25 protein-coding genes and 1 pseudogene are annotated in these 21,909 nt (G+C 70.1%); 12 read left to right on the top strand and 14 right to left on the bottom strand.

The window, feature by feature from the left end:
• The coding region (locus IEZ12_RS14680; protein ID WP_189272433.1) for a hypothetical protein at positions 1 to 294 on the bottom strand (294 nt) is incomplete at its 3' end.
• 140 nt (positions 295 to 434) lie between these two features.
• Between IEZ12_RS14680 and IEZ12_RS14675 the strand changes: the two genes are divergently transcribed.
• The 4 genes from IEZ12_RS14675 to IEZ12_RS14660 all read left to right on the top strand — a co-directional run bounded on the left by IEZ12_RS14675 (position 435) and on the right by IEZ12_RS14660 (position 4,104).
• Complete coding sequence (locus tag IEZ12_RS14675) at positions 435 to 1,058, top strand: hypothetical protein (protein WP_189272432.1); 624 nt, start codon at positions 435 to 437, stop codon at positions 1,056 to 1,058.
• A 137-nt stretch (positions 1,059 to 1,195) separates the two neighbouring features.
• Positions 1,196 to 1,336: a thioredoxin domain-containing protein gene (locus IEZ12_RS14670; RefSeq protein ID WP_189272468.1), complete on the top strand. Its 141-nt coding sequence runs from the start codon at positions 1,196 to 1,198 to the stop codon at positions 1,334 to 1,336.
• Positions 1,337 to 1,357: 21 nt separating this feature from the next.
• Positions 1,358 to 2,893 carry a recombinase family protein gene (locus IEZ12_RS14665; protein WP_189272431.1) on the top strand — a complete coding sequence of 512 codons (1,536 nt, stop codon included), beginning with the start codon at positions 1,358 to 1,360 and terminating at the stop codon, positions 2,891 to 2,893.
• Positions 2,894 to 3,456: 563 nt separating this feature from the next.
• Positions 3,457 to 4,104, top strand: coding sequence for a hypothetical protein (locus IEZ12_RS14660; protein ID WP_189272430.1), 648 nt, complete (start codon positions 3,457 to 3,459; stop codon positions 4,102 to 4,104).
• A gap of 198 nt (positions 4,105 to 4,302) precedes the next feature.
• Here IEZ12_RS14660 and IEZ12_RS14655 read toward each other — a convergent pair whose 3' ends face one another.
• Together IEZ12_RS14655 and IEZ12_RS14650 are read right to left on the bottom strand one after the other, a co-directional pair.
• Positions 4,303 to 4,953 (bottom strand): hypothetical protein, encoded by a 651-nt coding sequence (locus IEZ12_RS14655; protein WP_189272429.1) that lies wholly within the window; start codon positions 4,951 to 4,953, stop codon positions 4,303 to 4,305.
• 15 nt (positions 4,954 to 4,968) lie between these two features.
• Positions 4,969 to 5,487: a hypothetical protein gene (locus tag IEZ12_RS14650; RefSeq protein WP_229847538.1), complete on the bottom strand. Its 519-nt coding sequence runs from the start codon at positions 5,485 to 5,487 to the stop codon at positions 4,969 to 4,971.
• A 398-nt stretch (positions 5,488 to 5,885) separates the two neighbouring features.
• On the opposite strand from IEZ12_RS14650, the gene IEZ12_RS14645 reads away from it, so the two are divergent.
• On the top strand, positions 5,886 to 6,458 hold the full coding sequence (locus IEZ12_RS14645; protein WP_189272427.1) for a recombinase family protein: 573 nt from the start codon (positions 5,886 to 5,888) through the stop codon (positions 6,456 to 6,458).
• Positions 6,459 to 6,617: 159 nt separating this feature from the next.
• Here the strand turns inward: IEZ12_RS14645 and IEZ12_RS14640 are convergent, their stop codons facing one another.
• A complete protein-coding gene (locus IEZ12_RS14640) occupies positions 6,618 to 6,824 on the bottom strand; it encodes a hypothetical protein (RefSeq protein ID WP_189272426.1) in 207 nt (68 codons plus the stop codon).
• A gap of 467 nt (positions 6,825 to 7,291) precedes the next feature.
• Here IEZ12_RS14640 and IEZ12_RS14635 point away from each other — a divergent pair, with 467 nt between their 5' ends.
• Together IEZ12_RS14635 and IEZ12_RS14630 are read left to right on the top strand one after the other, a co-directional pair.
• A complete protein-coding gene (locus IEZ12_RS14635; RefSeq protein ID WP_229847537.1) occupies positions 7,292 to 7,906 on the top strand; it encodes a DUF5919 domain-containing protein in 615 nt (204 codons plus the stop codon).
• 111 nt (positions 7,907 to 8,017) lie between these two features.
• Positions 8,018 to 9,838: an NHL domain-containing thioredoxin family protein gene (locus IEZ12_RS14630; protein ID WP_189272425.1), complete on the top strand. Its 1,821-nt coding sequence runs from the start codon at positions 8,018 to 8,020 to the stop codon at positions 9,836 to 9,838.
• Positions 9,839 to 9,881: 43 nt separating this feature from the next.
• Here IEZ12_RS14630 and IEZ12_RS14625 read toward each other — a convergent pair whose 3' ends face one another.
• Together IEZ12_RS14625 and IEZ12_RS14620 are read right to left on the bottom strand one after the other, a co-directional pair.
• The gene (locus IEZ12_RS14625; RefSeq protein ID WP_189272424.1) at positions 9,882 to 11,183 is read right to left on the bottom strand and encodes a M18 family aminopeptidase; all 1,302 of its coding nucleotides are present in this window, start codon (positions 11,181 to 11,183) and stop codon (positions 9,882 to 9,884) included.
• A gap of 213 nt (positions 11,184 to 11,396) precedes the next feature.
• Complete coding sequence (locus tag IEZ12_RS14620; RefSeq protein WP_189272423.1) at positions 11,397 to 13,226, bottom strand: acyl-CoA dehydrogenase; 1,830 nt, start codon at positions 13,224 to 13,226, stop codon at positions 11,397 to 11,399.
• A gap of 211 nt (positions 13,227 to 13,437) precedes the next feature.
• Between IEZ12_RS14620 and IEZ12_RS14615 the strand changes: the two genes are divergently transcribed.
• Complete coding sequence (locus IEZ12_RS14615; RefSeq protein WP_043915454.1) at positions 13,438 to 13,926, top strand: SseB family protein; 489 nt, start codon at positions 13,438 to 13,440, stop codon at positions 13,924 to 13,926.
• Between the two features lie 122 nt (positions 13,927 to 14,048).
• Positions 14,049 to 14,863: pseudogene (locus tag IEZ12_RS14610) on the top strand (pirin family protein).
• A 295-nt stretch (positions 14,864 to 15,158) separates the two neighbouring features.
• On the opposite strand, the gene IEZ12_RS14605 reads toward IEZ12_RS14610, so the two are convergent.
• Entirely contained in the window at positions 15,159 to 15,638 is a 480-nt protein-coding gene (locus tag IEZ12_RS14605) for a ricin-type beta-trefoil lectin domain protein (protein ID WP_189272422.1), read from the bottom strand.
• A gap of 261 nt (positions 15,639 to 15,899) precedes the next feature.
• Between IEZ12_RS14605 and IEZ12_RS14600 the strand changes: the two genes are divergently transcribed.
• Positions 15,900 to 16,445 (top strand): maltokinase N-terminal cap-like domain-containing protein, encoded by a 546-nt coding sequence (locus tag IEZ12_RS14600; RefSeq protein ID WP_189272421.1) that lies wholly within the window; start codon positions 15,900 to 15,902, stop codon positions 16,443 to 16,445.
• A gap of 7 nt (positions 16,446 to 16,452) precedes the next feature.
• On the opposite strand, the gene IEZ12_RS14595 is transcribed toward IEZ12_RS14600, so the two are convergent.
• Positions 16,453 to 17,274, bottom strand: a complete 822-nt coding sequence (locus tag IEZ12_RS14595; RefSeq protein WP_189272420.1) for an integrase — start codon at positions 17,272 to 17,274, stop codon at positions 16,453 to 16,455.
• 136 nt (positions 17,275 to 17,410) lie between these two features.
• Between IEZ12_RS14595 and IEZ12_RS40040 the strand changes: the two genes are divergently transcribed.
• On the top strand, positions 17,411 to 17,545 hold the full coding sequence (locus IEZ12_RS40040) for a hypothetical protein (RefSeq protein WP_255419039.1): 135 nt from the start codon (positions 17,411 to 17,413) through the stop codon (positions 17,543 to 17,545).
• A gap of 86 nt (positions 17,546 to 17,631) precedes the next feature.
• Positions 17,632 to 17,874 (top strand): DUF5302 domain-containing protein, encoded by a 243-nt coding sequence (locus IEZ12_RS14590; RefSeq protein ID WP_043915450.1) that lies wholly within the window; start codon positions 17,632 to 17,634, stop codon positions 17,872 to 17,874.
• Between the two features lie 72 nt (positions 17,875 to 17,946).
• Here IEZ12_RS14590 and IEZ12_RS14585 read toward each other — a convergent pair whose 3' ends face one another.
• The 6 genes from IEZ12_RS14585 to IEZ12_RS40895 form a co-directional block, all read right to left on the bottom strand.
• Complete coding sequence (locus IEZ12_RS14585) at positions 17,947 to 18,834, bottom strand: alpha/beta fold hydrolase (RefSeq protein ID WP_189272419.1); 888 nt, start codon at positions 18,832 to 18,834, stop codon at positions 17,947 to 17,949.
• A gap of 76 nt (positions 18,835 to 18,910) precedes the next feature.
• Positions 18,911 to 19,522, bottom strand: coding sequence for a TetR/AcrR family transcriptional regulator (locus IEZ12_RS14580; protein WP_189272418.1), 612 nt, complete (start codon positions 19,520 to 19,522; stop codon positions 18,911 to 18,913).
• A 104-nt stretch (positions 19,523 to 19,626) separates the two neighbouring features.
• Entirely contained in the window at positions 19,627 to 19,860 is a 234-nt protein-coding gene (locus IEZ12_RS14575) for a hypothetical protein (RefSeq protein WP_189272417.1), read from the bottom strand.
• 48 nt (positions 19,861 to 19,908) lie between these two features.
• Complete coding sequence (locus tag IEZ12_RS14570) at positions 19,909 to 20,298, bottom strand: YciI family protein (protein WP_229847549.1); 390 nt, start codon at positions 20,296 to 20,298, stop codon at positions 19,909 to 19,911.
• A 103-nt stretch (positions 20,299 to 20,401) separates the two neighbouring features.
• The gene (locus IEZ12_RS14565; protein ID WP_189272415.1) at positions 20,402 to 21,640 is read right to left on the bottom strand and encodes an MFS transporter; all 1,239 of its coding nucleotides are present in this window, start codon (positions 21,638 to 21,640) and stop codon (positions 20,402 to 20,404) included.
• Positions 21,641 to 21,740: 100 nt separating this feature from the next.
• The coding region (locus tag IEZ12_RS40895) for an ATP-binding protein (RefSeq protein ID WP_505744215.1) at positions 21,741 to 21,909 on the bottom strand (169 nt) is incomplete at its 5' end.

The raw sequence follows: 21,909 nt of genomic DNA, 5'->3' as shown, positions 1-21,909 counted from the left end.
CGGCACCGGGATCCGCCGCACCTGCCACACCCCACGCGGATCGATCGAGGTGCGCAGCGGCGTCCCCATCCCGAACACCCAGCCCGCGGCCCGCAGCCCGAACCACCGAGCCGGCCCCGCCAGGTACCCCGCCCACAGCCAACTCTCCGCGTACAGCCCCGCCGGCACCCCGACCGCGACCGGCAGGTGCTCCAGCCCGCCGGCGAAGTACTGCCAGCACACCACCAGGAATCCCACCATCGCCCCGTAGATCCGGGACACCGTCCTCCAGCGCCGCAGCGCGTCACCGTTCACGGCGAGGGATCGTGCCAGAACTTCCCGCGCCTCGGCAGGGGTTCGGCCCTTCCTCGGCTTGCCCGTTCGGAGCAGAATGCCCTGGAACCGACATGATCACGGCCGGGGGAGACGTTCAGCAGATGCACCGCCTTCGGACGATGTCACCACCGCAGCTCCGCCGGGCCGGCCGGCTGCTCGCCGCCCTCACCCCGTTGACGCTGGCCGGACTGTCGGCGCTCGCCGTCGACCCGGACTTCACGACGCCCGCCGACGCGGCCGCCCTCCTGGTGCTGGCGGCCGCCCTGCTCACCCTCGTGGTGATGCGGGCCGGCCGGCGGTCGGTGGTCCTCGGCGCCCTCTGCGGCACGGTGCTGCTGGCCGTGCCGGGCGCCGCGTTCGCGGACGAGCTGCTGCGGCGCCGGGGCGTCGACACGGAGGTCGTCATCACGGCCGCACACCGCACGACGAGCCTGTTCGGCGGCTCCGACTGGACCTGCGACCTCCGCCGCACCGACGGCCGCCCCCTCCCGCACGCCGCCCTCTCCGGAAGCCTCTGCCCGGGCCCGGAACAGATCGGCCGCACCGCGACCGTCACCGTGGACCCGACCGGCTGGACGCCCCCGACCTCCGCCGACCCGGGCAGGTGGGACCGCACCGACCTCGCCCCGGCCGTCGCCCTCCTCGTCGCCACCACCGCCCTCTGGTCCTGGCTCGCCCTCTCCCCCACCCGCAGCCCCACCCGCACCCGCCTCACTGGCCGAAGCACCTTCGGGGCCCGGTGAGCGGAGCACGTGCCGTCGGCTGCGGACGGGCCACCTTGATGCGGGTGTGCCCCGAGGCCACCACGAGCCGCCCGCTGTCCCCCGATCCACGGAGCTCACCCGGAACACCCGCCCCGGCCATGGGGTTGGATGAGGGCATGGCTTCTCGTGCACGTGTCCGCACCCCCGAGCTGGTCGGCGCTGGTGGATGGCTCAACACAGGTGGCAAGGATCTTTCGCTGGCGGATTTCCGCGGCAAGATCGTGATTGCCGACTTCTGGAAGTCCTACACAATGTAGGGATCTCCAGAGGGGGCGTACGTGCACCACCACACCCTGTGTGACCTGTACCTTCGGCTGTCCTTGGACCGGGACGGCAAGACAGCGATCGAACGCCAGGAAGCCGACTGCCGCGCATGGGCCGAGCGCAACGGCCTGACGGTCCGCAAGGTCCACATCGACCGGGGGCGCTCCGGCTTCAAGGACGTCGAGCGCAAGGGGTTCGACTCCGCCCTTGCCGCCGTCACGGCGGGCGTCGTCGGGACGCTGATCGTGTGGAAGCTGGACCGGCTCTCCCGCAAGGGCATCGGTCAGGTCGGCAAGGTCCTGGATGACATCGAGAAGGCGGGCGGCCGTCTGGTCTCCGTCGTGGACGGGCTCGACACCTCGAACGACTCGGCCCGCATGGTCGTCGCCATGCTCGCCGAACTCGCCCGGTCCGAGTCGAAGAACCTCGGTACCCGCGTGGCCCACGCGAAGCGGCACCTGCGCCGACAAGGCCAGTGGATCGGCGGACAACCTCCGTATGGGCTGCTGGTCGACACCACCACGAAGAAGCTGGTGCACGACCCCGAGACGGCTGTCTACGCCCGCCTCATCGCGGATGACGCGCTGGCCGGCAAATCCCTGGTGCAGATCGCGCGGCTGCTCAACGAGTACGACATCCCCGCGGCTCGGGGTGGCCAGTGGAACGCCGCGAGCATCATGAATCTGCTCAAGTCCCCGGCCTTCGCCGGTCTGATGCCGGAGACCGAATCCGTCGAAGCCGAGGACGGCAGCCGCAAGTTCACGAGCCGCGTGTTCCCCTACCGAGACCCCGAGACGCTGGACACCGTGAGCATCGGCGAAGGGATCATCACGGTCGGCGAGCGGGAGCGGATCATCCGGCAGCTCGAAGCCCGGACCCGGATGCAGGCGGGCAAGCGAATGCCGAAGCCGAACGGCACGGCGCTGCTCACCGGCATGGTGTTCTGCGACGTTCCGGGGTGCGGGCGTCGGATGCACAAGGTCGGCGGCAGCTATCAGTGCATGGCTCGCCGCGCGGGCAACCAGTGTCCCGGTGCGAACGCGGTGGCCGACCGTGTGGATCAGTACGTCTCGGAGTGGTTTCTCTCGCTGCTCCCGACGCTCGAACCGGATGATCCGCTCCTGGTTGCCATCGCCGACCGCTGGGTGAAGAAGGCAGACCCCGAGACGTTCGCCAAGCGCGATGCCATCACCGACGAAATCGCCGACCAGGAAGCCCGGCTGGCGGACCTGGAAGACGCGCGATACCTGCGCGGGGAGTTCGACCGACCGGGAGCACTTGAGCGCTACGAGCGTCTTGCGGACCGCCTCCAGAGCCGCATCGACGGCCTTCGCGCCGACCTTGCCTCGCTGCCGCTCCCCGCAGTCAACATCTCCCCGCTGCTGGACAGCGAACTACTGCTCCCCGCCTGGAAAGTATCGACGCACGAACAGAAGCGAGACCGCCTGTCCCTTGCCATAGACGGCGTGTTCATCAGCAAGGGCGAGCGAGGGAAGCGATTCGTGCCCGAGCAGCGAGTCCGGGTCAAGTGGGCTGAGATCAAGGAGTAGCCACCGCACCACGCCAGACAGCCTCACAGCTCCAAGCCAGCCTCGTTCGGCCCCCAGTGGTCGGGCGGGGCTTTCTCATGCCCACAGGCGGCCGTACAGCCGCTTGGCACGTCCGCAGACCGGTGGGCCTCCGGATGACGGATGACGATTGATGGGTCGTTCAGCGCTCCAGGTCTGCTCTCAGCAGGAAGGTAGTTGTTGTCTCTCTATTCACCAAAAAGCTTGCTGACCTGTGGTTTCGTCGAATCCCGAAGTCACCTTGTGAGCGCTTGGACGGCTGGCCGATGGTGGCGCGATGACGATGGAACACCGGGCGCACCTTTTCTAGAAAACTTGTTTGATTTGCCCTTGCTCTTCACCTAACCATGGGGTGACCTGCTGTCTCTTGCTTCGCCTGGGTCACCTTCGGATGCCTGCTGTCCGTTTTGACTCATTTGTTTGCAAGGCAGCGGGGGTGAGTGCATTGAACGCTTTCAAGGGAGATCAGGTTGGGGAAGTACCTAGACGACGCGCTTGCTCGCCGAGCATGGGAGGGCGCTGCCGTCGTGGCCACGTGGCCGGGCGTGTCCGCGCTGCCGTTCGCATGGAGTGGGGCGCAGTGGGTGACTCCGGCCGGAGAGTTGCGCGATCTGCCGCTGGTGCGCCGTGGCATGGGTGAGTGGCTGGCGGCTGCTGTGGCGGAGCTGGACACCGTGCAGGTGGCTGCGGACAAGGTCCGGGAGGATCTTCGAATTCGCCTTTCCGAGGCCTATGCGGCTATGGATATGGCCACCTCGGACGAGGAGTTCGAGCGCGCATACGGCATGGTTGGCGAGGTCCGCCGCTTGCTGGACTTCGAGGCCAGCCGGGAGGTGCTGGCGCGTGACCTTCCGCTGATGCACGGCGTGCGTGCGATTTCGTCGGAGCTGCTGTCAGCCACGACTGCTCGTGTATCTCAACTCCTTTCGCTGGCTTCACAGTTCGAAGAGTTTCGCGCGCCGCTGCGTGATCCGGCGGAGTGGGTGGCACGTCTGGGTGCTGCGCCTCGTACCGAGCATGTGCGTACCGCGCTGGTGTGGGATGCGTTCACGTTGGCGGAGCCTGCGTTGGCCACGTCGCTGGGCACTCCGGCGGGCAAGCGACTGCTGTTCGCCGCGATGGATCGGCGGTTCGGCGCCCGGCGGAAGTTCGGGGGCTACGACGGTTGGCGGGGTGTGGCGCTGGCCGGCTGACGGGTGACCGGGGGTGGGTCAATCTCTGGGTGGTGGCGCCCCTTGGACCCGACCTCCACGCCTGTGCATGTCTCCGCGAAATTCGGACCTGGGGGGTGGGCGGGTACCCCCTTCCTCTTCCGACTCAGCGCGGCAGGGAGAGAAAACGCTCGCATGACGAATTGAACCGTTTTTACGCCTAGCGGAGTCGAGTGAAACTCACCCCTCCTCGCCGCCCCCTCCCAAACTCCGATAGCGGGCGATGAATGTAGAGACCACCCCTGGAACCTCCCCCTCATATCTTTCATTCCGGGAAATCGTCAGACGCAATAGCCAGAGGAGTCCCTGGATTTTCAAAAGGGGAGACGCGGCCACCATGCGCGCAGGAATCCACGGGCAGGTCCGGTGCGCATACTGCAAATCCTCAATGCACTCCCAGACCCTGTCGTGGTCATGGTTGACCTCCTCCCACCATCCAGGAGCTAGAAGCTGAAGTTTCGCAATATCGGCACTGAATACTGAAATATCATTTCTTGACACCAGTGACTCTAGGCCCTGGTCCGGGTCGCCCTTCAGGTGGACTGGGATGATCATGTTGGTGTCGCTTTTGAGCAGGGCGATAGTGGCATCATCTCTGCTTACCTCATAAGGCGGCCTCACTGCTAGGGGGTCAAGAAAAGCCGGAGCGAGAGAGAATTCGGCTGCAGAGATTAGCGCCAACTCTCGAACACCCTGTAACTTGGAACTCACCTCAAAGTCGTGGGCGAGCCATGATCTGCAGAACTCGTCTACTTCCTCGACAGCTGTGCTCGAGAACGCAAACAGGCCGGCACGCTGCAGCTCGTTGACCACCACTACGGGATTACTCAAGCCGCCCAATGTCAGCTACCCCTTTGTCAAAGTTTGATCGAACAGTGAGCAGACAACACAAGTCAGCCCATAACTAGCGCTCCAGAGGCACCAGTTGAATAGCACTCCCGCCATCGCTGCACAGCTGTTGCCAGGTACCTCGATAACGACAAGTGCATAGAGCAGCAGACCGAGAATGACGCCGACGACTAGAGCCACCGCCCCGACCTTAATCGTGGCTGTTGCCTCTCTGCTGCCCAGAAAGGCAAAGACAAGACCCAAGACCACGCCCTGAACCGTTACCGCGAGCTGCGTCGCCTGAGCCATAGCGGGGGAGAGGGGAAATGTCCTCTCGGGGGTCTGAGGAATTGCTGCAGCAGGCCGGAGATCTACTTCTTGAGCGCCGGACAATGCCTCCCATAGCAGAGCACTGGCGATGTAGAGAACAATGATTGCCGCCAGGCTGAAAGTGGCGACGATCAGCGTCATTGGAACATCGTTGGCGAGCATCACTAGTGCTGCCACCAGAGCAGCGAGAGCGCTGAATGCGTACACGCCAACCAGCGCTCTTCTGGCGAGCTTTCCGCTACGTGAAGGGGCGGTCTGTCCACCCCCTGGGGCTGCTGCTCCGGCCGTCATCGCACGCCTCCGCCGATATGCCACCCTATGCCGTGAGAATGTACCGACTACGGGGCGAGTGAAACCTTGGGCAAGGGCAGTCAGCCTACGTATTCACTCATTCGAGTCACCTTGCCGCGCCGCTCAGACCGCCCGCTGAGGCGGCTGCCACGAGGAGTGACAGCCGTGGCGGCCTCGTCAGTCGTCTCGAAAACGATGGTTTGCGAGACGGGTGTCGAACGGCCCTGCGAAGGGGTGGTTAGGCGTTCAAAACCCGTCTTAAAACCTGCCGAAAACCCTTGCTGTTGTGAGACGAGTTGTGAGACGGTTGGGTCGTGACGAAGAACACCGGACACCTGATCGGCTACGCCCGAGTCTCCACCGACGACCAGGAAGCACAGCTCCAGTGCGACGCACTCACCGAGGCGGGCTGCTCCCGGATCTTCACGGACAAGGCCAGCGGGAAGAACATGGACCGTCCGGAGCTTGCCGCCGTGCTGGACTACCTCCGTCCCGGCGACACCCTGTGCGTGTGGAAGCTGGACCGCTTCGCCCGCTCGCTGATCGACCTGGTGACCATGGTGGACGCGCTGTCGGCGCGAGGCATCGGCTTCAAGGTGCTGACGGGGGCGCTGGCGAGCATCGACCCGAACACGCCGGACGGCCGTCTCATGCTCCAGGTGGTCGGTGCCATGGCCGAGTTCGAGCGGAGTCTGATCAAGGACCGCACCCGCGCCGGTCTGGAGGCTGCCAGGGCACAGGGGCGGACAGGTGGTCGGCCGAACGTGTTGGACGCTGACAAGCTCGCTGCGGCCCGTGCTCGCCGGGCGAACGGTGAGAGCGTGACGGCGATTGCCAAAGCGCTCGGGGTGAGCCGCGCGACGCTGTACCGGAACCTCGGGGAGTAGTCGCCGGGAGCAACTAGCAAGAGCCGTCTACCTGTTGCGGGTAGGCGGCTCTTTGCTGTGTCTCGGCTGGAGGCGGTATGCGCTGCGAAAGTTCGACGCTCGGCCCACAAGCGATCCCGGCTCAAGCTCGGCGCACACACGCTAGGTGTGACTGCGTTTTTAGCCCCGGCTCGCCGACCAGTCGTTAAATCCTCCGGGGGCGTCGTCCGGCGGGATCAGGTCGCGCAGCTTCGTGATGCTCTCCCGCCCGCCCTTGAGCGGTCGGACGAACACGCCGAAGGTGTACACGGCCATGATCCGCACGAGCTTGCCAGAGCGCCGGTCGTGCACTGTCTGTCCAACCTGTGGTACCCACTGCTCACTCATGATCGGCCGCCCATCGTGAGGCGTCGGCAAAGCTATAGAAGATCACCGGTTTGCCGTCCCGCTGCTCCACAGGGCGGCTGCCACGGTGTCGGTCGACCACGCCCCACAGGTCTAGCAATGGGATGCCGCGCTGGGGTGGCATCGGTACGACCCCGTAGCGACGTTCAGTCCGTGCGGCTGCTGGCATGTCGGCTCCACTCGGGAAGGTGCTGGTCCGTATTGATGTAGCGGCCCGTTCGGGCGAGATCAGCGGCCAAAGCGGGGACAGACTGACCGGCTCGGCGGTAGCGTCGAAGAACGCCCAAATGTCCCGGGGGGACCTCTTGAACACTGCCCTGCGCCGCGCTATGGGCGACGCTCGGTTGAGCGCCCGTCAGCTGGCTACCCGCGTCGGGGTGGCACCTAAGACGGTGGAACGATGGCTGATAGATGAGGCCCTGGTTCCTCACCCACGGAACCGGGCGGACGTGAGCGAAGTGCTAGGGGTGAGTGAAGCGATGCTGTGGCCGAACGTGGTTCGGTCGGCGATCAAGACCGGCCCCGATCGAGAGATCGTCTCTGTCTATCCCTACCGTTCCGCGTGCCCGTCGTCCGCGTGGGGCCAGCTGATCGGCGACGCGAAGGGTGATCTCTTCTTCGCCGGCTACACCAACTACTTCCTGTGGCTGGAGCAGCCGAACTTTCTCGGCACGCTGCGCGCCAAGGCGGAAGCTGGGTGCCGGGTGCGCTTCCTGCTGGGTGACCCCGACGGCGAGACCACGGCGCAGCGGGAGCGGATCGAGGACGTTGCCCTCACGGTCTCCACGCGCATCCGGATCATCCTGGAGAACCTGGCCAAGCTGCGCGGCGTGGAGAGCGTGGAAGCCCGCTACAGCGTCGCTGACGACGCCACCAACCACGTCAGCCTCTCGGTATTCCGTTTCGATTCTCAGGCGCTCGTGACGCCCCACTTGGCCCGGTTCGTCGGCCATGACTCGCCGATGATGCATCTCCGCCGACAGCAAGAGGGCGGCATGTTCGACCGGTTCGCCGCACATGCCGAGGAGCTGTGGGACCGAGCCACACCCGTCCCTGCCGCCTGATCCAGACGGCACAGCACAGGAGCACTCCGGAAGGCGCAGCAACCGCCCACCAGAGGTGCCGTACACAAATGCGCCGGAATGCGGGCAGTGCCCGTGAGGTTTGATTGGGGCATGGCTTCTCGTGCACGTGTCCGCGCCCCCGAGCTGGTCGGCGCCGGTGGATGGCTCAACACAGGCGGCAAGGAACTCAAGCTGGCCGACCTGCGAGGTAAGTGTGTCGTACTAGACTTCTGGACGTTCTGCTGCATCAACTGCCTCCATGTCCTGGACGAGCTCCGGGAGTTGGAGGAGAAGCACCGGGACACCGTGGTGATCGTCGGGGTGCACTCGCCGAAGTTCGTGCACGAGGCCGACCACACGGCGGTGGTGGATGCGGTGGCCCGGTACGAGGTGCACCATCCGGTGTTGGACGATCCGGAGCTGGTGACGTGGAAGCAGTACGCGGTGCGGGCCTGGCCGACGCTGGTGGTGATCGACCCGGAGGGGTACGTGGTCGCGCAGCACGCGGGTGAGGGGCATGCGCACGCGATCGCGAAGCTGGTCGAGGAGCTGGAGGCGGAGCACGCGGCGAAGGGCACGCTGCGGCGCGGCGACGGGCCGTACGTGGCGCCCGAGCCGCAGGCTGGGGACCTGCGGTTCCCGGGGAAGGCGGTGCGGCTACCGAACGGGCACTACCTGGTCGCGGATTCGGGGCACCACGCGCTGGTGGAGCTCGCGGAGGACGGCGAGCGGGTGGTGCGGCGGATCGGCGACGGGGTGCGCGGGCTGGTGGACGGCGCGGAGCCGCGGTTCAGCGAGCCGCAGGGCCTGGCGCTGGTCCCGGAGGGTCTCGGCCTCGGCTACGACGTGGTGGTGGCGGACACCGTCAACCACGCGCTGCGCGGGGTGCGGCTCGCCGACGGCTCGGTGACCACGTTGGCCGGCACCGGCAGGCAGTGGTGGCAGGGTTCGCCGACGTCCGGGGCGGCCACCGGCGTCGACCTGTCCTCGCCGTGGGACGTCGCGTTCTTCGACGGCAAGGTCTGGATCGCGATGGCCGGCGTGCACCAGCTGTGGTCGTTCGACCCGCTGGCCGGGACGGTCGAGGTCGCGGCCGGCACCACCAACGAGGGCCTGGTCGACGGCCCGGCGCCGGAGGCGTGGTTCGCCCAGCCGTCCGGCCTGGCGGTCTCCGCGGACGGCGAGCGGCTGTGGGTCGCCGACTCGGAGACGTCCGCGCTGCGCTGGGTCGCCCGCGGCACGCACGAGGTGCGCACCGCCGTCGGCACCGGCCTGTTCGACTTCGGGCACCGCGACGGCTCGGCCGAACAGGCGCTGTTCCAGCACCCGTTGGGCGTCACCGTGCTCCCGGACGGCTCGGTCGCGGTCAGCGACACGTACAACCACGCGCTGCGCCGGTACGACCCGGCGAGCGGCGAGGTCTCCACGCTGGCCACCGATCTGCGGGAGCCGTCGGGCGCGGTGGTGGTGGACGGCGACATCGTGGTGGTGGAGTCGGCCCGACACCGGCTGACCAGGCTGCGGCTGCCCGAGGAGGCCGTCCGGGTGGAGGCCGTCGCGCACCGCACCCGGCGCGCCGCGACCGAGGTCGCGCCGGGCACGCTCCGCCTCGACGTGGTGTTCTCCGCGCCCGCCGGCCAGAAGCTGGACGAGCGTTACGGCCCGTCGACCCGGCTGCTGGTCAGCTCCACCCCGCCCGGCCTGCTGGCGTCCGGCGCGGGTGCGGACAGCGCGCTCTCCCGCGAGCTGGTGCTCGCGGAGGGCGTGACGGAGGGCGTGCTGCACGTCTCCGCGATGGCCGCGTCCTGCGACGACGACCCGGCGATCGAGTACCCGGCCTGCCACGTCCACCAGCAGGACTGGGGTGTGCCGGTGAAGGTGGTGCCGGGCGGCGCGACGCGGCTGCCGCTGGTACTGGCGGGAATGGAGTGATCGACCGTCAGGGTGTGGGTCCGGCCCACACCCTGACCGCCGCTCAGCCCTCCAGGAACGCCTTGATGGCGCCGGCCAGGTAGTACGGGTCCTCGGCGCCGCAGAGCTCGCGGGCGGAGTGCATGGACAGCGCCGCGATGCCGCAGTCGACGGTGGTGATGCCGAGGCGGGCGGCGGTGATCGGGCCGATGGTGGTGCCGCAGGGCATCGCGTTGTTGGAGACGAAGCTCTGCCACGGGACGCCGGCCTTCTCGCAGGCGGCGGCGAACACGGCCCGGCCGACGCCGTCGGTGGCGTACCGGTTGTTGACGTTGACCTTGAGGATCGGGCCGCCGTTGGGCAGCGGGTGGTGGCCGGGCTCGTGGCGCTCGCTGTAGTTGGGGTGGACGGCATGCCCCATGTCGGAGGACAGGCAGACGGTGCCGGCCAGGGCGCGGGCGCGGTCCTCGGCGGTGCCGCCGCGGGCGTAGCAGGAGCGCTCCAGCACGTTGCCGAGCAGCGGGCTCTGCGCGCCGGTGTCGGACTCGCTGCCGGTCTCCTCGTGGTCGAACGCGGCGAGCACCGGGATGCAGGGCAGTTCGCCGCCGGCCTCGGCGACGGCGGCCAGCGCGGCGGTGGCGGCGTGCACGGAGAGCTGGTTGTCCAGGCGCGGGCCGGCCAGCAGTTCGCGGTCGCGGCCGAGGTAGGAGGGCGGCTGGACGTCGTGGGCCATCAGGTCCCAGCCGATGATGTCGGCGGCGTCGAGGCCGGCCTTGTCGGCGACGTACTCCAGCAGGGCGCCCTCGGTGGTGTCGCCGAGACCCCAGATCGGCGTCAGGTGGCGCTGGCGGTCGAGCTTGAGACCGTCGTTGACGGCGCGGTCGAGGTGGATGGCGAGCTGCGGGACGCGCAGCAGCGGCTCGTCCAGGTGGACCAGGCGGGTGGTGCCGTCGCGCAGGACGAGCCGGCCGGACAGCCCCAGGTCGCGGTCGAGCCAGGTGTTGAGGGGGACGCCGCCGTAGATCTCGACGGCGATCTGCCGCCAGCCGGCCGAGCCGGTGTCCGGGATGGGCTTGACCCGCAGGTTCGGCGAGTCGGTGTGGGTGCCGACCACCCGGTAGGGGGTGGCGGGGCCGGCGCCCTCGGGCACGTACCAGGCCATCAGGGCGCCGCCGCGCACCAGGTAGCGGCCGCCGCTGCCGCCGTCCCAGGCGTCCGCCTCGCGGACCTCGCGGAAGCCGACCCGCTCCAGCCGCTCGACCGCGCTCTGCACCGCGTGGTACGGGGAGGGGGAGGCGGCGAGGAAGGCGATCAGGTCGTCCGTGTGCTTCCGGTCGAAGTGGGCCGTGCGGGCGGCGGTCGACATGTTGCTCCTGGGTTGAGGGCGGCCGGGCCTGATGGGGGTGACGGGCCCGCCCCTTGAGCATATGCCCGTACACGGACAGGGCCGCGTGAAGTCCGCAATGGTGACACAACAGTGAGCGGGACGCGACACAACACCGCGGGGCCCGGCGATGAACCGGGCCCCGCGGTGTGAGGGTGGGTCAGGCGGTCGGGTGAACGGCCCGCCGCCGTTCGATCAGAACGCCTCTTCGGCGAGGTCCATCAGCTCGTTGTCGATGGCCTCGGCGATCTGGCGCTGCGTGGCGGTGGTCGGCAGCACGGTGCGGGCGAAGTGCTTCGCCGCGGCGACCTTGCCCTGGTAGAAGGCGACGTCCTTCTCGGACGCGCCGGCCTCCAGCTTGGCCAGCGCGACCGCGGCCTGACGGAGCAGCAGCCAGCCGACCACCACGTCGCCGGAGACCATCAGCAGGCGGGTGGTGTTCTGGCCCACCTTGTACATGTTCTTGACGTCCTGCTCGACGGCCGTCAGGTCGGCGATCAGCTTGCCGACGATGGCCTCCAGGTCGCCGGCGGCCTTGGCGAGCAGGTCGCGCTCGGGGGCCAGGGCGGCGCCGCCGTCACCGGCCGCGAGGAACTTCTGGATCTGCTCGTTGACCGCGGTCAGCGCCTGGCCGCCGTCCTTGACGATCTTCCGGAAGAAGAAGTCCTGGCCCTGGATGGCGGTGGTGCCCTCGTACAGGGTGTCGATCTTGGCGTCCCGGATGTACTGCTCGATCGGGTACTCCTGCAGGTAGCCGGAGCCGCCGAAGGTCTGCAGCGACTGGGCGAGCTGCTCGTAGGACTTCTCCGAGCCGTAGCCCTTGACGATCGGCAGCAGCAGGTCGTTCAGGCGCTCGGCGGCGGCGTCGTGCTCGCCGCGCAGGCGGGCGGCCAGCATGTCGTCCTGCACCGAGGCGGTGTAGAGGACCAGGGCGCGCATGCCCTCGGCGTACGCCTTCTGGGTCAGCAGCGAGCGGCGCACGTCGGGGTGGTGGGTGATGGTGACGCGCGGCGCGGTCTTGTCCATGAACTGCGAGATGTCGGCGCCCTGCACGCGCTCCTTGGCGTACTCCAGCGCGTTCAGGTAGCCGGTGGACAGGGTGGCGATGGCCTTCGTGCCGACCATCATCCGGGCGAACTCGATGATCTTGAACATCTGGCGGATGCCGTCGACGGTCTCGCCGAGCAGCCAGCCCTTGGCCGGGTGCTTGGCGCCGAACGTCATCTCGCAGGTGTTGGAGGCCTTGAGGCCCATCTTGTGCTCGACGTTGGTGGCGTAGGCGCCGTTGCGCTCGCCGAGCTCGCCGGTCTCCCAGTCGAAGTCGTACTTCGGCACGATGTACAGGCCGAGGCCCTTGGTGCCCGGCTTGCCGCCCTCGGGGCGGGCCAGCACCAGGTGGATGATGTTCTCGGACATGTCGTGCTCGCCCGAGGTGATGAAGCGCTTGACGCCCTCGATGTGCCAGGAGCCGTCCTCCTGCTTGATCGCCTTGGTGCGGCCGGCGCCCACGTCGGAGCCCGCGTCGGGCTCGGTCAGCACCATGGTGGCGCCCCACAGGCGCTCGACCATGCGCTGGGCGACCTTCTGCTGCTCCTCGGTGCCCTCGTCGTAGACGACGCCGGCGAAGGCCGGGCCGGAGGAGTACATCCAGATGGCGGGGTTGGAGCCGAGGATCTGCTCCGCGTACGCCCAGACCAGGGAGCTCGGGGTGACCTGGCCGCCGATGCCCTCCGGGATGCCCAGGCGCCACCACTCGGAGTCCATGAAGGCCTGGTAGCTCTTCTTGAAGGTCTCCGGGATCGGAGCGGTGTTGGTCTGCGGGTCGAACACCGGCGGGTTGCGGTCGGTGTCGGTGAAGGAGGCGGCGAGGTCGTTCTCGGCCAGCCGGGAGATCTCGCTGAGGATGTTCTTCGCGGTGTCGACGTCCATCTCGGCGAACGGACCGGTGCCGTACACCTGGTCGCGGCCGAGCACCTCGAAGAGGTTGAACTCCACGTCCCGCAGGTTGGACTTGTAGTGACCCATGACCGTATCTCCGGTTCGTCTTCCACGGGCGAGCCGCTTACGGCGCACCGCTTACCCACCAGTACGCCCCATGATGCTACCCAGCGGTAACTTGTTCAACCCCTCCGGCGTGAAGCACCTATGAACGTGGTCACGTCCCACAATGCGGCCCGCCGCCGGATTGTGCGGATCACCCGCCCCCAAGCGGGGCCCGGCCCGATAGCCTGTCCCCGTGTACGGCTACGAGCAGAGCGCCTACCAGGACCCCTATCAGCAGCAGATGCAGCAGGGGATGTCCGGCATGCCCGGCGCCGGGTACGGCGACCCGCAGGCCGCCCAGCAGTCGCTCTACCCCGAGCCCTCGCCGCCCTCGCTGGCGGACGCGGTGCGCGCCTTCACCACCGGGGCGATGCCGGTGGAGGACTTCCAGGCCATCTTCATCACCTCGAAGGTGTACTGCCCGCGCGGCGACCGCCCCGGCTTCCTGGCGCTGCACAACACCCCGACTCCGGTGATCCCGATGTTCAGCTCGCTCAAGGAGCTGAAGCGGTACGCCGGCAAGGACTCCAAGCACTTCTCGGTCACCGGCGCCGAGGTGCTCGACCTGCTGCCCACCGGCTACGGCTTCGCCCTGGACATGGAGGGCGAGCACCGGATGGTGTTCGACGCCCGCGCGGTCGAGCAGATGGTCGACTTCACCATGCGCCGGATGTACGGCTGACCCCTCCTCCCACCCCTCGTCGGGGCCGGAATACCTCCAGATAGTTCAACGTTCAACCTTGCGAGTGGTTGAGAGTTGAACTACTGTGGTGGATGTAGGCCACAGACCCGCCGAAGGAGGCCCTGCCGCGCGTGACCACGCCCGACCCGGTGCACAGCACCGCCCGGCCGGTCCTCACCGTGGCCACCGCCCCCGAGGGCTACGAGGGCGAGGGATTCCCCGTCCGCCGCGCCTTCGCGAAGATCAACACCAAGTTATCGACGGCACCTTCGTCCACCGTGACTCGCACGGCGGCGGCGGCGTCATCACCGACGGCGACACCCAGTGGATGACCGCCGGCTCGGGCCTGCTGCACATCGAGACCCCGCCGGAGTCGCTGGTGAAGTCGGGCGGCCTCTTCCACGGCCTGCAGCTCTGGGTCAACCTGCCCGCCTCGGACAAGATGATCGCCCCGAAGTACCAGGACATCCGCGCCGGCAACGTCAAGCTCCTCAGCACCGCGGACGGCGGCGCACTGCTGCGCGTCATCGCCGGCGAGTTGGACGGCCACCAGGGCCCCGGCGCCACCCACACCCCGATCACCATGATCCACGCGTCGATCAACCCCGGCGCCCAGATCACCCTGCCCTGGCGCTCCGACTTCAACGCCCTCGCCTACGGCCTCGCCGGCAACGGCTCGGCCGGCGCCGAGCACCGTCCCTTCCACCGGGGCCAGGCGGTCGTCTTCGGCGACGGCGACTCGATCACCCTGCGCGCCGACGAGAAGCAGGACTCCCGCGACAACAACTTCGAGGTCGTCCTCCTCGGCGGCCTCCCGATCCGCGAGCCCGTCGCCCACTACGGCCCGTTCGTCATGAACAGCCACCGCGAACTCCAGCAGGCCATGGAGGACTTCCAGGCCGGCCGTCTCGGCACCATCCCCGCCGACGAGAACTGACCCTCCGTCACGTTCGCGAGCCCGCGCCCCCGTCCCCGGACGGGGGCGCGGGCTTTTGCGCCTGATCGAGCACTGGAACGGCACGGCCTGGGAGCGGGCGCAGGCCCCCGCCCTCGACGCCGACTGCTGGCCGCTCAGTACGGTGACCGCCACCGGTCCCTCCGACGTCTGGGCCGCCGGTGCCGTTCTCGGTGACTCGCTGACCTGCCGGATCCACGGCCGCGCCGTCCCGTCAGTGGGCAACTGCCCGGGCGGGACGGCGCGTTGGATCGCCCGGGAGTGCTACGGCGCCGGATCAGGTGAGCGCGAGGCTGATCTGGTCGTTGAAGACCACCCAGTGCTGGCCCTTGTCGTTGACGTCGCACGGCTTGGTGGAGACGTTCGGGGTGCCCCAGGCGTTGGCGAGGCAGTAGCCGGGGGCGAGGGTGAGGACGATCTGCTGGCCCGAAACGGTCCAGTACTGGCCCGGGTCGTTGGAGGCGCACGGCTTGGTGGAGACGTCCGGGGCGCCCCACTTGTCGGCGAGACAGTAGGCGCGGGCGTTGGAGAGCGAGATCTGGTCGCCCGCGACCGTCCAGTGCTGGCCCTGGTCGTTGGCGTCGCACGGCTTGGTGCCGACGTTCGGGGTGTTCCAGGCGTTGGCAAGGCAGTAGGCGCCGGGGGCGCGCGTGGTCGCGTGGCCGGTGTCGGCCGCTCCGGCCCCGCCGGCGGGCAGGAAGGAGGCGGCCAGCCCCATCGTGGCAATGGCGAGCGTCTTGCGGAAAGCGATGGCCATGAGGCAGTTCCGTTCTCGCGGCGGCCGCACGATTCCCCTGCGGCCGAGAGGTGTTTCTCGCGGCTCGGATCCGAGCGCAGGAGATTTGTAGCAGCGCCGAACCGCGGACCGGCGGTGCTGCGCGCCGCATTCATCCGAACGGGGCTCCCCTGTCCGGCGCACAGAACCCCACTGGTCGAACACCGCGGGCGAGTGTCCGGCGGGCGGCGGTAATTCGTAGGCTGAGCGGCGCAGGAACACCGCGCGAGAAGGAGAACCGCAATGGCGACGATCCATCGGACAACCATGACGCCCGGCAAGTTGGAGCTGCTGGCCGACTGGCTGCCGCAGCAGAGCTGGTACCGGCCCGGCGGCGGCGAACTGGCGCGGGCCGGCGGCTTCCGGCTGGACGACCCGGAGGGCGAGGTCGGCATCGAGCTGATGGTGGTGACGGACGGCCGGGCCGCCTACCTGGTGCCGATGGCGTACCGGGGCGCGCCGCTGGAAGGGGCGCCCCAGGGGGCGCTGATCGGGACCGCCGAGCACGGGGTGCTGGGGACCCGCTGGTTCTACGACGGCGAGCAGGACCCGGTGGTCCGCGCGCAGTTGGCCGAGTTGCTGCGCGGGCGGGCGGTGCCGCAGAAGCAGAGCGAGAGCGACACGGTGGACGACACCGTGGCGGTGGCGGCCGTCGACGGCGAGGTGGCGGTGGCGCTGCGCCGGGAGCTCGTGCCCGGCGGGGAGCCGGCGCCGGGCGAGGTGGTCGCCGGGTACACCGCGCCGGACGGGTCGGCGGTCCGCGCGGTGTTCCTGACGGCCGGACGCTGACGGAGCGTCAGAGTCGGGCGTAGAGCGCCGCGGCGTCGTCGTGGGCCTTGCCGCGGGGCCAGCGCAGGCAGTCGGCGTCGGTGAGCTCGGCGGCACGGACCTGGGCGATCAGCTCGGCCGGGCCGGCCTCGGCGAGCAGGCGGACGGCGTCGGCCCAACTTCCCAGGCCCAGGCGGTCGGTGAAGCGGGCGGCGCCGTCCGACAGGGCGGCCACCCCGTGCAGGTCGGCGCGGGCGACCACGCCGGTCTCGGCGTGCTCGGCGGCCTGCGGGGCGGCGGCGGCGATCCACGGCCCGTGGCCGGTGTTGCGGGCGGCGCGGACGGCGATCGCGTACTGCAGGTAGAGCTCGGCGCGTTCGGCGGTGCCGGGGACGGTCGACCAGACCTGGCGGCGCAGCGCCTCGCCGCCGGGGAAGCGCTGGTTGTCGCCGATCACCCGGGGCGGGCCCTGCTTGGGGTGCAGCACCAGCAGGGAGTCGCCGAGCGCCAGGTACTCCAGGGCGTCGCCGCGCAGGCGGGCGGCGACCACCATCGCGGCGGGCGTGTTGGGGTTGGCCAGGTCGCAGCCGTCGCCGTGCAGGGCGGCGGTGTCGGCGATGGCGTCGGCCAGGCAGGCGGCGACGGCCCGGTCGAGGTGGTCGGTGAGCCGGGCGACCAGGTGCGCGCCGAGCCGGCGCACGTACCAGGGGATGCCGTGGCCGCAGCCGGAGTCCAGGGTGTCCGGGGCACTGGAGCCGTCCAGCAGCACCAGAACCTCCGGGGTGGCCACCACGAAGTCCTCACAGGCCCGGTCCGGGCGGCGCGCGTCGACTGCCAGCTGTACCCGCATGCCCTTCAGTCTGCGTCGGACACCTGCCGTTCGAACAGGGGCTGTTCGGCCCGCCGTTCGACCCGGCCGCGCAGGGATTCGGACATAATGGTGCGAAGTATGGCAACTCGCCAAGGCTTCGTGACAGGAGAGTCCCATGGTCTGGCAGTTCTTCGTCCTGGTGATCGCCTCGTTCGGCTTCCCGACCCTCGCCCTGCTGTTCATGATGGGCGGCCTCCAGTACCGCGACCAGCGGCACCACCACCTGCACCGCGCGGCGCACCGGGGCTGACCGACCCCGGTGTCGGCCGACAGCACCCCCGCCCGGCATGGGAGGGTGTGGTGCAGCAGACCGCACTCCCGTCCAGGAGGTCCCGAATGAGCAGCGACACCGCCCCGGCAGCCGAGCCCGCGCCGGACACCACCGCCGACGCCACCGCCGACACCGCCGCCGAGGAGGCCGGGCAGGACGACCAGAAGGCCAAGTTCCTGGCCGCGCTGCAGCGCAAGGGCGGCAACAACCGGGGCGGCGCCGGCGGCCCCGGCGGCGACTCGAAGATCCACGGCACCGCCGGCGCGGCCGGCGGCAAGCGCACCTTCCGCCGCAAGAGCGGCGGCTGAGCACCCGCCGATCCGCAGTGCGAACGGCCGGCCCCGCCCGGGGCCGGCCGTTCGGCGTCTCCCGACGACCCGTCAGCCCCCGGCCGCCAGGGCCCTCGGGGCGGCGGGAAGCGGCTCGGCCAGGAAGGCGAGCACGTTGTCGACCACCGTCGGCTCCGTCAGCACCCGGCGGTGGCCCAGCCCGCGGGTGGTGATCAGCCGCAGCTGCGGCTCGCCGTACGCCCGGTGCAGCAGGCGGGCCTGGCGCAGCGGGACCACGTCGTCCTGCTCGTCGTGCACCACCAGGATCGGGGCGGTGACCAGCTCCGGCCGGTGGGTGGCGTCGAAGCGCTGCCGGATCGCCTCGACACCGGGGAACAGCAGCCGGTCGATCCGCCGGGCCAAGTCCCTTTCGAGGCGGTCGTTCAGGCCCAGGGCGGCGGCGAACCCCTCGACCAGGAAGCCGAATTCGGCGACTCCGGCGACGGCGACCAGCCGACCGGCCGGGACTCCCTCGGCCAGTGCGAGGAACGCGCAGCAGACCCCGAAGGAGTGCGCCAGCACGGCTTCGAACGGGCCGTGCCGCTCGGCGAGGCGACCGATCAGCTCCCGGTACTCCAGGATCGTGGTGGTGCGGCCCGCCGAGTCGCCGTGGCCGGGGGCGTCGAAGCCGATCGGGCTCATCCCGAGGTCCAGCAGCCCGCGCACGTACGGGGCGAACCGGGACGCCCGGGACTGCCAGCCGTGCACCAGCAGCACCGGGCGCCGGCCGTCGCCCCAGCGGTAGACCCGGACCCGCTTGCCGTTCACCGTCAGCTCCTCGGTGACGGCCAGCTCGTGCAGTTCGCGTTCCGAGCCGCGCACCCGGCTGCGGCGGATCGGGTGCCGGAACAGTTCGAACGCCACTCGGCCCGGCGGGGCGGTGGCGAGGTGCGAGGTGGCGTTCAGCGCGGTGCGCACAAGGGCGGCGGTGGGTGCCATGGGCGAGACATTAGCACGACCGTTCGTACAGTTTTAAGGGTCGGAAAGCGGCCCCCCGTTGCCGGTCGGCACGGCGTCAGGCCTGGGCGACGCCCAGCAGGCGGCGGATGGTGCGCATCGTCCGGTCGTAGCGGGACGGGTCGTCGTACAGCACGGCGTGGCCGTTCGCACTGTCCATCAGGCTGCCGAGCAGCAGCGCCAGCTCCTCCGGCTCCGCGCCGGCGGGCAGGTCGTCGGCGGCCCGCAGCGCGGCGGTGAGCTGCTCCTCCCACTCCCGCGAGGCGGCGGCGAGGGCGTCCCGGACCGGGCCGGGCTGGGCGTCGAACTCGGCCGTCACCGAGTAGAAGAAGCAGCCGCCGTCGAACACCCGGCCGCGCGAGTACGCCATCCAGTGCTCGCACAGCGCCAGCACCTGGGCAGCGCCGGGCGGCAGGTCGAGCACCGGGGCGACCACCCGGTCGTAGAAGATCCGCCGCGCCGCCCGGACGGTGGCCAGCTGCAGCTCCTCCTTGGAGCCGAAGCCGGCGAACACCCCGCTCTTGCTCAGCCCCAGGTCGGTGGCCAGCCGCCCGATCGAGAGGGCGCCCAGGCCCTCGACCGACGCGATCTGCACGGCCCGGCCGAGCACCGCGCGGCGGGTCTCGTTGCCGCGCCGGACCCGGCCGTCCGTGGAGGACTCGACGACCACGGGACACCTCCGGGGACGGGAATGGGGCACCGGAAAGCGTACGCCGCGCGCCCGGGCGCGCCGAAGGGCGCCGGAACGGATCCCGGCGCCCTTCGGCGGGACGGCTAGTCGGTGTGTTCGTCCGGGAAGTACGGCGCCTCGCGGAGGAACAGGGCACCGCAGGTGTGGCAGTTGCGGTCGGGGTCGAGGGTCCAGCGGGTGGCGTCCTGGACGGGGGCGACGGTGGAGAGCGTCTTGCCGCACAGGGCGGTGAGGTCCGCGTTACGGACGATGTGCCAGCTGACCACGGAGTCCGTGGCGCCGTCGGGGCCGGTCTCGGCGCGCATCTGATGCATCATGATCACCATCGTCCGCCGACCGGACACACCCGGCAATTCGCCCGCCGGTCAGGGCTGCGCCTCGGGCTCCGGCAGCACCTCGCGGACCTCGATCGGCATGTTCATCGGCTTGCCGTCGTGCCCCGGCGCGGCGGACAGCAGGGCGGCGATCTCCAGCACCCGCGCCTCGCTCGCGCAGTTGACGGTCCACCAGCCGAACAGGAACTCCTTGTCGGCCGGGAACGGCCCGCCGGTGACGGTCGGCCCGTCGTCGCCGCCCCGGACGATCCGCGCGGTGTCCGGCATCGCCAGACCCCGGGCCTCGACCAGTTCGCCGGTGGCGGTGAGCTCGGCGACCCAGCGGCGCATGAAGGCGATGTGCTCGGCGGTCGCCGCCGGGTCCCACGAGGGGATCGGCGGGACGTCGAGGTCCGACTGGCTGAAGTGCATCTGAAGCATGTGCGTCACGGCGGACGGCTCCTCTCGGTGCGGGCGGTCTCGTTCCCCCGTTCCGGGGACGGAGCCGCGGCGCGGTTCTCGACACCACGCCCCGGACGGCTTCTCAGACCGCGGGCCGCAGCGCCCGCCACGCGGCCACGGTGGCCAGCAGCAGGGCCGCGCCGGCGAGCGAGAAGCCGGTCCGGGCGCCGACGTGCTGGGCGACGAAGGTGACGACGAGTCCGGTGAACGGGAGGGTACCCGTCATCGCGCTGCCCCACAGGGACATCACCCGGCCGCGCATCTCCGGCGCGGACCGCAGCTGGGCCAGGGTGTTGGCGGTCGCGATGAACCAGATCGAGGTGACGCCGACGGCGGCCATCCCGACCACCGCGAGGACGGCGTTCGGCGCCAGCGCGGTGGCCAGCACGGTGATCGAGGTGGCCAGGGCCAGCGTGCGGACCCGGCGCGGCGTCGGTTCGGGCGCGGAGGCGGCGAGCAGCGCGCCGGGCAGTCCGCCGAGCCCGAACGCGGCCATCAGCAGGCCGTACCCGCCGGGGCCGAGGTGCAGCGAGCGGTCGACCAGCGGCGGGACGGTCAGGTTCATCGCGAAGATCAGGCCGCTGGCGGCGGACATCGGCAGCAGGCCGCGGATGATCGGCGAGCGACGGACGTAGGCGAGCCCGCCGCGGGCGTCGGACCGGGTCCGCGGCCGGCCGGCGGCGCGCTCGACGGGCGCGGCCGGACGCAGCCTGGTCAGGGCGATCAGCGGGGCGAGGTAGCCGAGGGCGTTGAAGGCGAAGGCCCAGGAGGGTCCGCCGAAGTCGAGCAGGGCGCCGGCCACGCCGGGGCCGATCACCCGGGAGGCGTTGAGCGCCACCTCCCACAGGCCGACGGCGCTGGCGACGGCCCCGGTGCCGACCAGGTCGACCACGAAGACCTGGCGGGCCGGGGCGTCGACGGCGGCGACCAGACCGGTGCAGGTGGCGAGGGCCAGCAGCAGCCACAGCTGCGGGTCGAACAGCGCGGTGGCAACGGCCAGCGCGAGGCCGATCAGCAGCATCAGGGACTGGGTGACCAGCAGCAGGCGGCGCCGGTCGGAGCGGTCCACCAGGGCGCCGGCCCACGGCCCGAGGAGCAGCGTGGGGCCCCAGGTGCAGGCGGTCAGCACGGTCAGCCAGACGGCGTCCCCGGTGAGCCGGTAGACGATCCAGGAGAGCACCACGCCCTGCGCGAGGGCGCCGGACGCGGATATCAGCTGTCCGGCGAACCAGATGCGGAAGTCCCGTCCGCGCAGCGCCTGCCCCATCCGGGCCAGCGGGCGGCTGGGAGCGGAGGGCGACTCCGCGGTGGTGGTGGTCATGGTCCCCTCCGATCACCCCCGATCAATGGACTAGACCATAACCGGAGCCCCCGGAGGCGTGACCAGCGGGTTTCGGACCACGGACTCGACCGGCGGGCCGTCAGGACGCGGTGCGCAGCAGCGGCGCGGTGAGGATCTTGTCGAAGCTGACGGTGGCGCCGCGCTGCGGGTGGGTGCGCAGCTGCACGTGGTCGGCGAGGGCGTGGATGAGGAACAGGCCGCGGCCGGACTCGGCGGTCAGGTCGGGCAGCACGCCGGGGTCGGTGGCC

It is taken from the genome of Kitasatospora griseola, assembly GCF_014648555.1.
In the GTDB taxonomy this organism is placed as follows: domain Bacteria; phylum Actinomycetota; class Actinomycetes; order Streptomycetales; family Streptomycetaceae; genus Kitasatospora; species Kitasatospora griseola.
This window is presented reverse-complemented; position numbering and strand designations above follow the sequence as displayed.

Coding starts and splice junctions, on each gene's coding strand:
- IEZ12_RS14575 (WP_189272417.1), bottom strand. CDS start 19,860: ATGATGCATCAGATGCGCGCCGAGACCGGCCCCGACGGCGCCACGGAC.
- IEZ12_RS14590 (WP_043915450.1), top strand. CDS start 17,632: ATGAGCAGCGACACCGCCCCGGCAGCCGAGCCCGCGCCGGACACCACC.
- IEZ12_RS14640 (WP_189272426.1), bottom strand. CDS start 6,824: ATGAGTGAGCAGTGGGTACCACAGGTTGGACAGACAGTGCACGACCGG.
- IEZ12_RS14625 (WP_189272424.1), bottom strand. CDS start 11,183: ATGTCGACCGCCGCCCGCACGGCCCACTTCGACCGGAAGCACACGGAC.
- IEZ12_RS40040 (WP_255419039.1), top strand. CDS start 17,411: ATGGTCTGGCAGTTCTTCGTCCTGGTGATCGCCTCGTTCGGCTTCCCG.
- IEZ12_RS14600 (WP_189272421.1), top strand. CDS start 15,900: ATGGCGACGATCCATCGGACAACCATGACGCCCGGCAAGTTGGAGCTG.
- IEZ12_RS14585 (WP_189272419.1), bottom strand. CDS start 18,834: ATGGCACCCACCGCCGCCCTTGTGCGCACCGCGCTGAACGCCACCTCG.
- IEZ12_RS14675 (WP_189272432.1), top strand. CDS start 435: ATGTCACCACCGCAGCTCCGCCGGGCCGGCCGGCTGCTCGCCGCCCTC.
- IEZ12_RS14595 (WP_189272420.1), bottom strand. CDS start 17,274: ATGCGGGTACAGCTGGCAGTCGACGCGCGCCGCCCGGACCGGGCCTGT.
- IEZ12_RS14605 (WP_189272422.1), bottom strand. CDS start 15,638: ATGGCCATCGCTTTCCGCAAGACGCTCGCCATTGCCACGATGGGGCTG.
- IEZ12_RS14570 (WP_229847549.1), bottom strand. CDS start 20,298: ATGCTTCAGATGCACTTCAGCCAGTCGGACCTCGACGTCCCGCCGATC.
- IEZ12_RS14620 (WP_189272423.1), bottom strand. CDS start 13,226: ATGGGTCACTACAAGTCCAACCTGCGGGACGTGGAGTTCAACCTCTTC.
- IEZ12_RS14565 (WP_189272415.1), bottom strand. CDS start 21,640: ATGACCACCACCACCGCGGAGTCGCCCTCCGCTCCCAGCCGCCCGCTG.
- IEZ12_RS14670 (WP_189272468.1), top strand. CDS start 1,196: ATGGCTTCTCGTGCACGTGTCCGCACCCCCGAGCTGGTCGGCGCTGGT.
- IEZ12_RS14630 (WP_189272425.1), top strand. CDS start 8,018: ATGGCTTCTCGTGCACGTGTCCGCGCCCCCGAGCTGGTCGGCGCCGGT.